We start from the raw sequence: 15048 nt of genomic DNA on the forward strand, positions 1-15048 counted from the left end.
GTGCAGGTTGCAAGACTAACGCAACAAATATTACTTTACAATACTTTGTTAAACTTTTTCAGTTGTTTGGTAATTAATTGTTTACACAGCAAATGCCATAAGCCAAAACTCTCTCATAATAAAAACTTTGCTTCATTGCGCCTCTGCGTTTAGTTTTTTTAACTGACTATAGACTTTATAAACGCGCACTAAATAACTTAAAAAAATATAGTTCATCACAAATAATGCATACCTGAAAAAGTTCATCTAAAGTACGGAAGCCTTAACCGGAGAATACGAAAGCCTTAATCGGAGCTAAAAGAAAACGCCATCTCTCATTATGTTTTGTTTACGAATTTCAAGGCTGTTTCCCAAATCGTTGGACATTGTAATAGGTAATTTGTGAATTAATCAGGTTAGGTACGCATATTTGTGGTGAACCATAATTTCAATACGCTCTGTCAGACTATGGCGGGCTGAACCGAAGAAGCCAACTAATTTATTAATCCTACGACTAAGTTTTTAGTTATTTTAACGTAAAAAATTTGCCTGACTAATTTTTTAGTCGTTATTTTGACAATGGATTGACAAACCAAATGCAAATTAAACTGAAGAAAAATGCAATTAACCAAAGCTGAAGAGCAAATAATGCAAATACTATGGAACCTGGGAGAAGGTGCTGTGCGGGACATACTCAATAAATTTGAGGAACCAAAGCCGGCACGTAACACGGTATCAACAATTGTTCGGATACTCGAAAAGAAGGGCTTTGTTGGTCACAGGAAATTTGGGAATGTACATGTCTTCCACCCTCTGGTACAGAAGGACGAATATTCAAAGAGCCAGCTGTTCGGGGTATTAAAAAAATACTTCAACAATTCTTTCCCCGCGATGGCCTCATTCTTTGCAAAAGAAAAAGACCTATCCATTGAGGATCTGGAAAATTTGATGGAAGAAACAAAGAAAGCCTTGAAAAAAAGGAAACAAAAATAAAAATTATGGAAGAGTTTATTTCATACATACTAAAATCCTCCATTTGGCTCACCTTATTCGGCCTGGTATATTTCATTTTTTTGCGAAATGAAAGGTATTTTTTTCTTAACCGCCTGTTTCTTTTGACAGGGATGGTAGCATCCTTACTGTTTCCTCTGATCACCTTTACACAAATAATTATTGTCGATGGGGCTACTGATAATGTATCAACCAGTGTTCCGATTGCTTCGCAGGTAACGGAAAAAGAACTCAACCCCTTAATGTGGCAGAATATTCTTGCCGGTTTAATCATTACAGGGGCCCTGTATTTCTTTTTCAAAATAGTATTTCAAACGATAAAAATATTAAAGTCTATTCGGCAGTCACGTATCGACAATATTGGTTCCACGAAAATAGTTAAATCAAATCATTTTCCTTTTTCCTTTTCCTTTTTCACTTATGTATTTGTCAATCCATCGTTGAAGGAAAAAGAAATACAGGAAATAGTTGCCCATGAAAGGGCTCATATTGCGCAATATCATTGGATTGATCTCGTGCTGATCGAACTGATCAGGATGATTCAGTGGATGAACCCGATGGCTTGGCTTTACAGTCATTTCATCCGTCAAAACCATGAATATCTTGCCGACAGGTCAGCGTTGAAGTCCACTTTTGACCCTGCGTTTTACAAGGCCATCCTCATCAACCAACTGGTTGGAGGTGAAGTCATAAGTCTAGGACACCCTTTCAGTTATTCACTCAACAAAAAACGATTTATCATGATGACCAATAAATCTACCTCCATCATCAGGAAAATGAAACCACTTATTGTGTTTCCACTCATAGCAATAGTTTTCTATGCCTTTTCCGAACCAAAATATCAGTATCAACCCGTTCAGGATGAAAATGCCGATGCGTCACTTAGCCCCAAAAACGGAGATGAAACGAAAAATGTAACAGGCATAGTTGTTCAGGAAAATGGACAACCACTTCACGGTACCAGCATTATAGTTTCAGGGACAACTACAGGAACAATTTCCGACAAGAATGGCAGTTTTAAGCTCAATAATATCGGGAAAAACTCTGAGCTGGTCTTTTCATTTGTAGGATACAAAACAGTAAAAATATCTCCTGAATTTCGAAAAAGAATGGAGATAACCATGAAAAAAGATACTGTTGAAAAAGACACGGGAGTTACTGTCATTGCCAAAAATGATAATACCGGGGAAATGCCCATTGTCATGGTTGATGGCAATGAAAAACCTTATAAAATCATCAACACCATTGCACCTGAGGACATTGAGTCTATTGAAGTGCTTAAAGGGGCATCAGCAGCTGAAACCTATGGTGAAAAAGCCAGAAACGGGATCATCCTTATTACTACGAAGCCTTCCTACAAACCTTCCAACGAGCCTGTCGTTAATACAGAAAAAAATTACTGAAAAAAGTACATCTGGCAAAGCAAATCAACAGAAAACAAAGGAAGGAGAGCCAGTTTTCTTCATCGTGGAAGAAATGCCTAATTTTCCGGGTGGAGATAGAAGTCTTCACAACTATATAGCAGAGAATACAAAATATCCTCCTGAAGCAAAAGAACAAGGAATAGAAGGAAGAGTATATATCTCATTTATTATTTCGCCGGAAGGAAAACCTGGCGAAATAAAGGTAGCAAAAGGTGTCCATCCCTTGCTGGATGAGGAAGCAAAAAGGGTAATCGCCACTATGCCCGACTGGGAGCCGGGAAAACAAAGAGGTAAGAGTGTTTCAGTTCATTACACGCTCCCCATAAATTTTCAACTATCCGATAAAGAGGAAGTTACTCAGGAGAAAAAAGAGACTGTTCTTCACTAACAGAATTCCTGCAAGTATAATTAGTGCCTGTCTATAAAGTAGGAAAAGTTTGTTACTTATCATGTGTCTGTTCAGAAAGTGTCATTTACAAGGCTTGCGAAGTCCGAAAATACGGAGTTTACTCATCGTAAATGAGTAATTTTCGGACGAGCGTAACACAGTAAATGGCACTTTATGGACAGACACTAATTAAAAAATGGGGCTGCCCAATCAAGCTGCCCCATTCATCGTCAAAATTTCAATCTACTGAATCACAAACTCATCAGCCAATTGAATATCGGCCGAAGAAGCTCCGGCCATTATCCTTACAGTTCCGGGTTCAACTACGAAACGCTCTTTTTTGATATCCCAGTAAGCGAGATCTTCTAATTTTATGGGAATCTCAATTTTCTTTCTCTCACCCGGTTCAAGGGTTACCCGTTTAAAACCTTTCAGGGCTTTTGCAGGCCGGCGAACGGTTGATTCAGGAAAAGATGCATAAAGCTGCACCACTTCGTCACCTTTGACATCGCCCGTATTTTTCAGTTTAACAGTTATGGTCACTTCCTTGTCATCGGCTGGAACGGACTGTTTATTAATGGAAATAGCCTCCCATGCAAAAGTAGTATAACTTAGTCCGTGACCAAAGGGATACAATGGTTCGTTCTCAAAATACATATAGGTATGACCTTTCCGGATATCGTATTCCATCATATCGGGCAGTTGCTCTTCGGACTTTGGCCAGGTTTGGGTAAGCTTTCCGCCAGGGTTGTAGTCTCCAAATAACACATCAGCCAGAGCGGTACCTGTCTCCTGCCCGTTATGGGTAAGATGAAGTATGGCCGGAACATTTTGTTGCGACCAGTTAATGGCAAAAGGGAAACTACTCTGCAACACAAAAACAGTATTGGGATTGGCTTCCATCACCAATTTTACCAAATATTCATCGGTCAGGCGCAATGTCTTACGGTCAACCGCCTCCCGTCCCATGCCCGGATCGGGACAGTCGGCCCAAATTTCACTATCACAGGTTGGTTGATTCCCCAAAACAACAATAGCCACATCGGCTTCTGAAGCTGCTTCAACAGCTGCGTTGTAATCGTTGTCGGGAGCATAAAGTACTTTTGAATCATTCCCCAGCTTTTCCCGGATGCCTTCAAGAGGAGTTATCCTGTAAGGTGGCAGGCCACTGTACCAGTCGAGCAAAACAGTATCGGCAAGATGACCGATAACCGCCACCTTATTCAACTCATCAGCATTGAGCGGTAATGTATTATTACTGTTTTTCAGGAGTACAACAGACTCGCGTGCCATTTTAAGGGCAGCCTGCCTGTGTTTTTCAGTCGTCCAGGGAGCGGGTTCTCCATCCCGGCCAATCGTTGCATAAGGTACTTGTTCTGCGGGATCAAGTTGTCCCAGTTTGATCATAACGCGATACACCCCTTTAAGAACCTCATCAACATCTGCTTCGGTAAGATAACCATGTGCCAGAGCCCCATAAACACCTTCACGGTAATCGTCCAGAAACTGGTTCAAACCTGCTTTTATTACGCCTTCTGCAGCCAGATAAAGATCATCGTAATACTTATGACCTCTAAGAAGCAACTGATAACCACCCCCATCAGTACATTTTATACCATCAACTCCCCACATTTTCTCGGTAATTTCCTTATGCATCTCATGAACATGAGCCGGCACCCCGTTTATGGCGTTGTAAGCAGCCATATAGGCATTGGAACCGCCTTCAATAAAAGCCTGCCGGAAAGATGCCCCGTAATATTCATGATAGAGCTGCATATCAAAATCGGACGAAGAACTGTCACGGCCGTTTTCATTACTATTGGCCAGGAAATGTTTTAAAAGTGACGCTGTTCGCCAGTATTTATCATCATTTCCCTGGAGTCCTTTGGTAAATGCCGTCGCCAACGCTCCAACCAGAAACGGGTCCTCACCAAAGCACTCTTCTGTTCTTCCCCACCGGGGATCTCGCCCCAAATCGGCATTGGGTGCACGAACGACCAGTCCGCCTTTGCCGATTTCAGGATTTTGAAAGATATATCGTGCCTCAATACTCTCCATCTCACCGGCCAGACGAATTAGTTCAGGATTCCAGGTTGCTCCCATTCCGTAAGCCTGCGGAAATTGTGTTGTCGGAACCGCTTCATCACCTTTTGGCGCCCAGTTGGCGGGTCCACCCATAGCCACACCATGATAACCTTCGATGTGTGGTGCCCCTTTCACGCCAAGACGCGGGACAGACGGATCGGTGCTTAACGCTGATATTTTTTCATCAAGGGTCATTCTTGAAAGAAGGTCATCTATCCGGGCTTCAGGGTCAAGTTCAGGGTTTTGAAACGGATATACCCCCTGGGCTGCGACATTTAATCCTGCGAGGGTAAAAACCGCGAAAAAAAGCAACAACTTACAACCGGCAGCGACACCAGCTTTTAACTTAATTTTCCGCGCAGATACCTTCGGAAGGAATTTCTGCAAATAGTTTGGTTTTTTATTCATATTAATTGGTTTTATTAGTTGATGTATGAAATACACTTATATAAAGCATAAAAATAACATTTTTTTTAACAACGCAGGAAAGCAAATAATTTCTCAGGATTATTGCGTTCTTGATAACATTAACACATAAATCAACTTTATTCGGATACTGTCAGGCTTAGGTATTTTTTAGTATATTTGTTTGAAGCATAAAATAAAGAATATGATACCGGAATCATTAAAAAATACAATTGTTCAGGCTATAAAACCCTTTAATCCGGAAAAAATTATACTTTTCGGTAGTTTTGCTTATGGATCTCCTCAAATGGATAGCGATATAGATATTTTTGTAATAAAAGACATCACTGAAAAAGAAGTCAGGGATTACAGGGTAAATATAAATAAAGTATTATGGCAGCAATTAAAAGATAAACAATATCCGATAGATGTTCTGATTGATAGTCCTCATCGCATAAAGCAAAGAATTGAAAGCGGAGACCAATTCTATCAGAAAATAATCACAGAAGGAGAAAATCTCTTATGAGCAATAGATCGATTGCAGAAGAGTGGATAAGCATGGCAAAAAAGAACCTGGAAACTGCAGAACTTTTGTTAAAGGTTCATCATTATACCGATGTTATTGCAATCGAAATCCACCAAACAATCGAGAAATCAGTAAAGGCTTTATTTGCTTTCAATGGTACCCCTGTACCACGCATTCGTTATATCCCAAAATTAATGGATTATGCTGCAAGTTTTGTAGACATTTCTGATATTGATGAAAAGGCTCTCTTTATTATCAATGACTACTATTTAAATGCCCGATATCCAGGTCCAAAATATTTTTTACCCTCAGAAGATGAGATATCACAAAATCTCCGTTTAGCTAAGCGTATACTAAATTCAATTCAAGCCTTTATTGATCATCATTGAATGTTTTGATATTTAATAAGCCCCCGACAAAAACCATCGGGGGCTTCTCTGCTACATTTACCTTTTATTTCCCGAGAGATACTTTCAACTCTGCTTTTCCTTTCAGAGGATTCTCCTTCAACCGGAAGGTTGTGCCATTAATATCCAACTCGAGATATTCCAATCTGTTGTCTGACGGCAGGCAAATCATCCCTTCAGCTTTGTCAGTATCTATAGAAAAAACTTTCAGTTCCAGGTCCGACCAGTCCATCTGCATGGTGGATTGTGCCAGATTAATATGGGGTATAGCAGCGCCATCGCGTACCAGCATCACAACAGGAATTTCGCCAGCTTCAATTCTGTTCCAGCCGGAAGCATAAACCTTACCAGTCTGATAATCAATCCATTTATGATTACCCGGCAGATACACATCCCTGCTTTCTGTATTTTCGAGCATTGGAGCCACCAGTATATCCGAACCAAACAAATACTGATCGTCCACCAGCCAGGCACCGGGATCATCAGGATATTCCACGAAAAGTGCCCGCAGCATGGGTAGTCCGTTTTCGACTGAATGTTTGGCCTGTGCATAAATATAAGGCATGAGGCGGTAGCGCATATTGACAGCCTTACGGAAGGCTTCGGTAAAATCTTCACCATACTTCCACGGCTCCTTAGGGGGCGCTCCGTGAGCACGCGAATGTGACGAAAGCAAACCAAACGGCAGCCATCTCCGGTATATCTCTTCAGGTGTTTTTAGTACAAATCCGCCAATGTCGTGGCTCCAGAAAGAGAAGCTGGAAAGTCCTATCGACAGACCGCCACGGATTGTTGCTGCCATCGCCGAATTGGTATTGGCCGGATCACCACCCCAATGCAACGGCCAACGCTGGCTCCCGGCCCAGGTGCTACGGGCCCACATAATCTGTTCGCCGGTAACTTCTTTGGTAATATCAGCCACTGCCTTGTTGTATCTCAAGGGATACAGATTGTGCTCATAAAACCCGGTGCGACCATTATGATAAACGCCTTTGGCCGGAGCAGCTTCGCCAAAGTCAACCTTAATGGCTCCCACCCCCATTTCAAGTAAACCACGGAGCTTATCCTGATACCACTTCACTGCTTCCGGATTGGTAAAATCGAGGATAGCATCCTCGGTGGGCAAATTGCCTTTGTCATTCTTTACAAAAAGTTCTTTCTCAATAATCTCGGGAAACAGTTTATTTTTTGGCACAAAATAAGGCAACTGCCACAAACAGGTATGAAACCCGTCTTTTTTCAGATCAGAGATCATTGCTTCCGGGTCATCGAATCGTGATTCGGAAAACTGATAATCGCAACGCCAGTCTGTTTCAAACCATCCCGTATCGAAATGAATGACATCAGATGGAATCTCATGTTTGCGAAGTTCTTTAGCAACAGTTCTTCCGTCTTCTTCCGAGAAGTAGGAAATACGGCTCATCCACAGACCAAACGACCACAGTGGCGGCATTTCGGGTTTTCCGGTTAAATCGGTATAGGCATCCAGCACTTCTTTGGGCTCTCCCAGAAAAACAAACAAATCGAGTGTTTCATCACCTGTCATTAATGAATTGACGCCGCTGAAATATTTCCCCACATCGCAGGTAACGGGCGATGAAGTATGCATAAAGATGCCATACCCGCGACTACTTAAAAAGAAGGGAACGGGCTTATAACTGGTTTCATTCTGAGTACCATTGGCATCATCCACCCACAACACCACCTTTTGTCCACGTTTGTCGAATTCAGTGTATTGTTCACCAAATCCATACATTTTTTCACCGGGATGAAGATTAAAAGTTGCCGAAAAACGGCGCGAATAATCCGAAGCTCTCCTGACGAACGAAAAAGGCATAATTGGGGTAAAGGTTGAAGTCGCATTGTCGGTATGATGATTGGTGCCGGTCAGCAGTTTCCCATCTGCATCATAGAATTCAACACGCCAGGGATTTTCGGTAATGACTACCGAACCATAGTCACTGCTGTATTGATGTCCGTTTTCAACTTTTTCGTACTTCCAGGCATCGCTTGGAGGCATGTCATTATTAACCAGCATCAAGGATTTACAGTTCGCCACATCGGGAGAAACAAATCCCGATTGAGCTTTCAGACGCACCGTACGTGGCGATACAAACTGAACAGAAAAGGGCAATTTGGGAGACACCTCATATTCCCCTTCGGGAAACTCATTGGGTTCTACCGGTTGCAAAACGCCCAACATATTGTTAAATGCCATTCGGGTTTTGTATTCGTAACGCTTGTAAACAATCTCTCCTTTTCCTGTTTCCGGGTCAAAACTGACCAATTTGTCAGCCAGATAATAAGTATTCTTAAAGCTGCGGAAGTCATCGCTGATATCCACCGGTTCGTTGCGAAGGTTCATATTCTGCATTTGGGCATTAACAGGAATCAAAACCATAAGAATAAGAACCAGTAAGACCAATTCTTTCATACGAGCCACAAAACCATGCTGACGAATTGGAAATGCTAAATTTAGTTGGTAATTCTGTGTTTTCATAGACTTTTATTTTTTCTGAATATTACAGAAAGGTGAACTCCGATCCTCCGTTTATTCGGCGGATTGTATTCCGCCGCACCTGATTTTGAGCTCTGCAGTCTGTAAACCGTCCGATTCGGCAGTAAGTTTAATCTCCCCATCTTTGCCGGTTGATTGAACGAGTACCTGAGCCAGTCCGTTGAATGTTTTGCGCTGGCATGGCATCGATGGAACAATGACCTGGAGTTTACCCGGCTCGGTATTAACAACCGACCACGGGTTTTCTTTCACATAAGGCTTGGCCATTACAATAACCCTGTTGGTACCGGACCGGAGATAATCAACATTCAAGGAATAAACATTCTCATAACCGGTGATTTCATCGGCTACCAGATGTCCGTTGATATACAACGACTGATCGGTGCCAATACTCCGGAACATCCAGTTGATTTTCCCATTCAAATCCTCTTCATCAAGATTAAATGCACAGATAAATAAGGTTTTTTCAGCCTTCGTTCCAGGCTCAAGACCATTATTATTCAGAGCATCTTCCAATCCCTGCACGTCAAAATCAGAATTGAGTACTTCCTCAATATTTGCTTCGGAAGCCGGTATTTGTTTCCAGTCACTAAAAGTCACGGTTTTGTAAGTATCGATATAGCGATCAGGCTCATGCGATGTAGGATCGCCATTACCAACGCCAATAATTCTGCCCGGACCTTCAATACCAAAAACCACATTGCGGTTGGCATCAGGCACCACCCTTCCTTTGCTGTCGGTAACCTGCACTTTAACCACGGCCACATCCTGACGGTCACTTTTTATCGTTTCATGATCGGAAACCAATTTTAATTTTTTACCTTCTCTTGTCGTTTCCACAACCTGAGTAGCAACTTTTTCACCATCTTCATAAGCAACAGCTTTAAGGGTACCTGCCTCGTATGGCACTTTCCATTCCAGGTGTCCGTTGCGCTCCATTTTCTGACGACCAAAACTCTCTCCGTTCCGGAACAGCTCAACCTCATCATAATTACTGTACACCCAGACATCAATTTTTTCACCTTCGCGACCTTTCCAATTCCAGTGGGGCAAAATGTGCAATACATCCTCATCGCTCCACCAGGACTTCAGGTACCATACATTATCTTTAGGAAATCCACACAGATCATGCATTCCAAAATAAGAAAGCACCGACGGGTAAGAGAACGGTGTTGGTTCACCCCGATAATCAAATCCTGTCCAGATACACATACCGGCCAGATAATCACGATCGACATAGTGCTTCCACCCCTGCTGAATGCTCATAAACCCTGAAGGTGTTGGCACATCATAAGCTTTCAGATACTGCTTTTCCTGATCGTCAAAATAAATGCCCCGTGTGGTATTGGTTGATCCCTGTTCGGTACCCAATGAAGGTTGCCAGGGGTAATCGGCATGATGCTTATCGGTACTGCCATGTCTCAGATAATTATAGCCCATTACTTCAATTACTGTAGCTATCCCGCGGGTCCAGTCACCACTGACAGCCACATTCACCGGTCGCGTTGTATCCAGAGATTTGGCATAAGCCTGAAGATTTTTGGCAATCCTGATTCCCTTAATATTTCCTTCGATGGCCCATTCTTCATTACCCACCGACCAAAGTATTACCGATGGATGGTTACGATCCCTGACAATCAGTTTTTTAAGTTCTTTCCTGATGTCATCAGTGGTTCCCATCAGCCGGTTTTCATTGATGACGAGCATTCCCAACCGGTCGCAGGCATCAAGCAATGCCGGAGAAGGCGGATAGTGCGCCATCCGGTAGGTGTTGTTGCCCATTTCTTTAAGTTTTTTCAGGCGCCATTCATGCAATTTATCGGGAATGGCTGTTCCCACACCGGCATGGTTCTGGTGATTGTTGGTTCCTTTAAGCTTAACATGCCTTCCATTCAGAAAAAATCCTTTATCGGGATCCCAACGAATGGAGCGTATTCCAAAATTAGTCTCATATTCATCCACCACCACATCGCCATTTCGAACGGTAGTCATCAACCGGTAAAGGTAGGGATCATTTAAATCCCAGAGCCGTGGATTATCAACAACATAATCAAAAACATATTCGTTTTGCTTCATGGGCGGGAGTTTTACAGTCTCTGATTCTCCGCAGGCCACAACATTACCATCCGCATCTACAATCTGGTTTTCAATGATAAAAGATACGGGTTGCAGGTCTTTATTGTAAACCTTTATTCTGGCCGTCACAACCGCCTCTTCTTCGCCAATTTCAGAAGTAACAAAAGTCCCGTATTGCGGTACATGAAGCGGACTGGTTTTTACCATCCAGACATGTCGATAAATACCAGCCCCCTCATAAAACCAGCCTTCTTCCATAGATGCGTCAACACGGACAGCCACTACATTCTCTTCACCATAGTTAAGATACTCGGTAATATCGTAGCCGAAACTGCTGTATCCGCCGGGCTCATTGCCACAATAAAAGCCGTTTACCCATACTTTAGAATCACGAAATACCCCGTCAAACTGCAGAAAAATCCGTTTTCCCAAATCTTCTTCCGGGATGGTAAAAGTTTTGCGATACCATCCTACACTTGTATCGGGGAAACCGGGACCGACCTTCTTATAACCATGACTATGGCTGGCCTTACCGGAAAATCCCATCTCAGCAGCCCAGTCGTGCGGCAAATCCAATGTTCGCCAGGTTCGGTCGTCAAAATCGGCTGATGCAGCACCATCGCCATAGCCGGTTTTGGCAAGATAGGTGAAATAACTGGTTCCAACGTTAAAATCCTTCTCGACATCATGCGGATGACCAAATGCAAATTTCCAGTCGAAATCCATTAAAATACTTTCGCGGGGAGAAGCACTCATCACTAAAGGGATGGTCATTAATAAGACCAACACATAGAGTTTAACTGATTGTTTTTTCATTATACACAATAGATTATTAGATTTCCAGATATAAGTAATTTAGTCATTAGTTTTTAGTCAATAGTCAATAGTCAAAAGCAATGTTTTAGAGGTACTGACATATTCCAGAAGCTGACAAAAATGCATAAATAACATGTTTTAGCGGTTTGTGGTTTTGTTAGATATAAGTAATCGACAGGCAGAAGTTTGCCAGGCAGAAGGCAGAAGTGTTAAATTTTGCAGATAAGAATTTTACCGTTAGTACCGAAAATTGGCCTGATAAGCAAAAATCCAACTCTGCAAAACAAATGATTGATATAAAGTGTTTTGTAATTTGAGTTAGATATAAGATGATTCGCATAATATTGGTTTACTGTATTTTAGCAGATATAATTCATCCATCGCAAATAGCTGATTTGTTATTTAGTGTGTGTCGATAAACTCCCAAAAAATTTTTACAATTTGAGTGTCTGTTGAGAAAGCGCCGGTTGCAAGGCTTACGAAGCCGACAAAAACGGAGTTTCCTAAACATAAATGAGTATTTTGGCGGCAAGCGTAATTCAACAACTGGTACTTTATGGACAGACACTTATTAACGGCCGTATCTTCCCTTTAAAAATCAAACTCTATAACTGTCTGAATTTGATTTTTCGTATTTAGTAAAACAGTTCCCTTTTTATGATTTTCTTTAATAATTGCCTCAGAGACAGAAATATGAACATTTTTATATGCATATGGAACCTTTAGCAAAACCTTCTGATCAATGGCAGAAGTCAGTTTAACTTCAATTCCATTGTCATCCCATGACAAGTTATTCATTAATATTTGTCCGCGCAATGCCATGCCTTCAATACTTCCCGTCTTCCAATCATCGGGCAATGCAGGCAAAAGTTTTATCAGTCCCGGTTCGGAGTATGCCAGTGTGCGCATCACCACCGCCGGGAAACCACCGCTTACATCCATATTGAAGAGATTACCCGAATTGTGATATGTCCCCAGTGACGGTGTAAAATAATAACGCGAAATCCAGTTGATAATCTCGCCGGCAATATCTGAGTTTCCTAAATTGGCAGCTATCATCCCCATCTGAGCCAGACCAAAAGCCATCTCGCCCCCGTTTTCACGTCGGCGGTGAACCATGCGCCGTTCAATCGCTTCGCGAGCAGCAGCCATCAATTCAGGATTGTTTTTAAACTCCGGGGCAATGATTTCGTACAGCGCATACAAATGTGAAACATGCCGGTGTTTGTAGTTGTCCTTCAAATTCTCGGGCAACCACTCCGCTAAAGCCCCGTCTTCATTAATGCGATACGCAGGCATCCGGGTCAACATCTTTTCCCATTTGGCAATCAGTGTTTCTTCCTCCCCAACAATTTTCCCCGCTTCTATACAGTTACGCAACAGCTCTTTAGCAATCATGACATCCATCGTAGCATTCACCACTGCCTGAGCATTGCTGTTTGCAGGCGTGTTTTCAGGAGAATAGGATGGAGAGAAAACATATTTGCCATTATCACCAACAAAAAGAAAATTTTCATAAAACAAAGCACTCTCTTTCATAAACGGATAAATATGATGCTTCAGATACGCTTCATCTCCGGTATAAAGAAAGTAATCGTAAAGAATACCGGATGCCCAGCCGGCACCGCCGGTCCAAAGGGTGAGGCACCACTCTTCATCGAAATGGATGTTCCAGCCATGCGTGCTCGAATGTGCGGGAAGCGCAATTCCCCGACAACCAAATAAGCGACGGGCATTATCACGATAATAAGGCATCATTCGCTCGTGATATTCCATATAAGCCTTCATAAGTTCGGGCGTATTGGAAGGAAGCAGTGAAGAGACCGCCACTTCCACATTGCCATCGTGTGTAAAGCCGGACGACCAGGGTGGCGTCCAGGTTCCACTCCATATCCCCTGTAAATTTGGGGGATTGGTACCGGTTGAAGAAATGATATTGTATCTGGCAGCATCGAACTGTTTTTCAATGATGGATGGTGATGTTTCCCGACGAGCCTGCAAAACAAGAGTTTCCGACTGCATATCGGCTTTGTCATTTTTTCCGATATCCAGCTTCACCCGATTAAACAAATCACCATGTACCTTTTTATGATTAGACAGGAGTTCTTTGTAATCGGTGGGGAGACTTGCCAGATCATTTTTCAATTCATTAACCCCCGACTGTCCATAATTGTAATTGGGGACAACACGCATCAAAAGCAGTATTTCATCTGCACCGGAAACAATCATCCGGCCTCCCTCATATTTCACTTCCCCACCCGATGGTATTACTCTGGCAACTCCTTCAAAACCATCAGGAATACCATCCCATTGACGTCGAAATTCAGTAGTGTAGGTCAAAAAACCATCATGAGCCGAAGTCTGCACATCTCTGATAGCCCCGTTTATAATATCCCACTGATCCCAGGGCACCGGATGTCTGTTAAGCGCCAGCGATGCACTCACCTTATCGCTTCCGGTAATTTGCAAAGCAATAATATTGTCAGGCCGGGAAACAAATAAACTGCGCTGAATTAACCGTCCATTTTGCTCCCACTCAGTTTTGGCTTCACCGGTACTAAAATCAACCATCCGGATATAGTTTTTCACATCTCCGGGAGGCATAGATATATTGATATTGCAAAAAGGCACAAAGGGGTCGATCCATTTCTTCTCGCCATACCCTTCAATCATGCTTTGTTCCTGAGGCACCCGGGCAGCTTCTCTGTATTTCCCGCCGGCCAGAAGCGAACGGATTTCTCTGAGCCTTGATGCCTGATCAATGGGCTGCTGAGGTATCCAGTTTGGCATATAATGCAAAGCATGATTAACAATGATTGTCTCTTCATGTGTATTGCCAAAGACCATGGCCCCCATCGTACCGTTTCCGCTGAGCAATGCATCTTCCCAGGCAGGGGCAGGTTTCCAGCTGACAAACCCCTGACGGGGATGTTCAAAATGCTGATGCGGCGACCGGCATCCAACAAGAAAAACAACGAAAAAAATGCAAGATGCTTTTAAGAAAGCACTAATAATTTTTAGATGTTTAGTCATTAGATTGTTAGATTGTTAGATTGTTAGGGTTGTTAGGGGTGTTAGGGTTGTTAGGGGTGTTAGGGGTGTTAGGGGTGTTAGGGGTGTTAGGGGTATTAAAGTGTTAATTTGTAGAATATTAACTTCCATCCGGAAGCCCTGTGCTGCAGAGCGTTAGCTGTTTTCTCCGAAAGTCTTTGTGTAATGAGGAACTCCAGGCTACTCCCATCCTACCCTTTAACCTTCTCACCTTTCTACCTTTAAACCATGCTTCTGCCTTGTGCCTGTCAAACACTTCCGGCTGACAGCTACTTTTATCTATGAGTGCCGTCTAAAAAAGCAACAAGAGAGTTGGTTTCATTTTGAGATGGTTATAGTAAGATTAGGTTGAGGTTGAGGTT

The 15048-nt window shown here is 42.6% G+C and carries 9 protein-coding genes; 5 read left to right on the plus strand and 4 right to left on the minus strand.

What is annotated here, in order from left to right; translation table 11 throughout:
* The first annotated feature begins 597 nt into the window (after positions 1-597).
* The 3 genes from OQ5_RS0118620 (at position 598) to OQ5_RS21670 (ending at position 2802) form a co-directional block, all read left to right on the plus strand.
* Positions 598-972 carry a BlaI/MecI/CopY family transcriptional regulator gene (locus OQ5_RS0118620; protein WP_016778937.1) on the plus strand — a complete coding sequence of 125 codons (375 nt, stop codon included), beginning with the start codon at positions 598-600 and terminating at the stop codon, positions 970-972.
* Positions 973-977: 5 nt separating this feature from the next.
* On the plus strand, positions 978-2393 hold the full coding sequence (locus OQ5_RS0118625; RefSeq protein WP_016778938.1) for a M56 family metallopeptidase: 1416 nt from the start codon (positions 978-980) through the stop codon (positions 2391-2393).
* Positions 2394-2466: 73 nt separating this feature from the next.
* Positions 2467-2802 (plus strand): energy transducer TonB, encoded by a 336-nt coding sequence (locus OQ5_RS21670; RefSeq protein WP_176694101.1) that lies wholly within the window; start codon positions 2467-2469, stop codon positions 2800-2802.
* Positions 2803-3045: 243 nt separating this feature from the next.
* Here the strand turns inward: OQ5_RS21670 and OQ5_RS0118635 are convergent, their stop codons facing one another.
* Positions 3046-5295: a glycoside hydrolase family 3 C-terminal domain-containing protein gene (locus OQ5_RS0118635; protein WP_016778940.1), complete on the minus strand. Its 2250-nt coding sequence runs from the start codon at positions 5293-5295 to the stop codon at positions 3046-3048.
* A gap of 202 nt (positions 5296-5497) precedes the next feature.
* On the opposite strand from OQ5_RS0118635, the gene OQ5_RS0118640 reads away from it, so the two are divergent.
* Both OQ5_RS0118640 and OQ5_RS0118645 read left to right on the plus strand, forming a co-directional pair.
* Positions 5498-5818: a nucleotidyltransferase domain-containing protein gene (locus OQ5_RS0118640; RefSeq protein ID WP_016778941.1), complete on the plus strand. Its 321-nt coding sequence runs from the start codon at positions 5498-5500 to the stop codon at positions 5816-5818.
* Complete coding sequence (locus OQ5_RS0118645) at positions 5815-6207, plus strand: HEPN domain-containing protein (protein ID WP_016778942.1); 393 nt, start codon at positions 5815-5817, stop codon at positions 6205-6207. Before OQ5_RS0118640 ends, OQ5_RS0118645 begins: the two co-directional genes overlap by 4 nt.
* 64 nt (positions 6208-6271) lie before the next feature.
* Here the strand turns inward: OQ5_RS0118645 and OQ5_RS0118650 are convergent, their stop codons facing one another.
* The 3 genes from OQ5_RS0118650 to OQ5_RS0118660 all read right to left on the minus strand — a co-directional run bounded on the left by OQ5_RS0118650 (position 6272) and on the right by OQ5_RS0118660 (position 14668).
* Positions 6272-8725, minus strand: a complete 2454-nt coding sequence (locus tag OQ5_RS0118650; RefSeq protein ID WP_016778943.1) for a glycoside hydrolase family 31 protein — start codon at positions 8723-8725, stop codon at positions 6272-6274.
* A 51-nt stretch (positions 8726-8776) separates the two neighbouring features.
* Positions 8777-11635: a beta-galactosidase GalA gene (galA, locus tag OQ5_RS0118655; RefSeq protein ID WP_026055402.1), complete on the minus strand. Its 2859-nt coding sequence runs from the start codon at positions 11633-11635 to the stop codon at positions 8777-8779.
* Between the two features lie 591 nt (positions 11636-12226).
* Positions 12227-14668 (minus strand): glycosyl hydrolase family 95 catalytic domain-containing protein, encoded by a 2442-nt coding sequence (locus OQ5_RS0118660; protein WP_016778945.1) that lies wholly within the window; start codon positions 14666-14668, stop codon positions 12227-12229.
* Positions 14669-15048 lie beyond the last annotated feature (380 nt).

Source organism: Anaerophaga thermohalophila str. Valhall (assembly GCF_000250735.1).
GTDB lineage: Bacteria > Bacteroidota > Bacteroidia > Bacteroidales > Marinilabiliaceae > Anaerophaga > Anaerophaga thermohalophila_A.

Bases quoted from the DNA above. Each gene is read 5' to 3' on its own strand.
- OQ5_RS0118620 (WP_016778937.1), top strand. From the start codon at position 598: ATGCAATTAACCAAAGCTGAAGAGCAAATAATGCAAATACTATGGAAC.
- OQ5_RS0118625 (WP_016778938.1), top strand. From the start codon at position 978: ATGGAAGAGTTTATTTCATACATACTAAAATCCTCCATTTGGCTCACC.
- OQ5_RS21670 (WP_176694101.1), top strand. From the start codon at position 2,467: ATGCCTAATTTTCCGGGTGGAGATAGAAGTCTTCACAACTATATAGCA.
- OQ5_RS0118635 (WP_016778940.1), bottom strand. From the start codon at position 5,295: ATGAATAAAAAACCAAACTATTTGCAGAAATTCCTTCCGAAGGTATCT.
- OQ5_RS0118640 (WP_016778941.1), top strand. From the start codon at position 5,498: ATGATACCGGAATCATTAAAAAATACAATTGTTCAGGCTATAAAACCC.
- OQ5_RS0118645 (WP_016778942.1), top strand. From the start codon at position 5,815: ATGAGCAATAGATCGATTGCAGAAGAGTGGATAAGCATGGCAAAAAAG.
- OQ5_RS0118650 (WP_016778943.1), bottom strand. From the start codon at position 8,725: ATGAAAACACAGAATTACCAACTAAATTTAGCATTTCCAATTCGTCAG.
- galA (WP_026055402.1), bottom strand. From the start codon at position 11,635: ATGAAAAAACAATCAGTTAAACTCTATGTGTTGGTCTTATTAATGACC.
- OQ5_RS0118660 (WP_016778945.1), bottom strand. From the start codon at position 14,668: ATGACTAAACATCTAAAAATTATTAGTGCTTTCTTAAAAGCATCTTGC.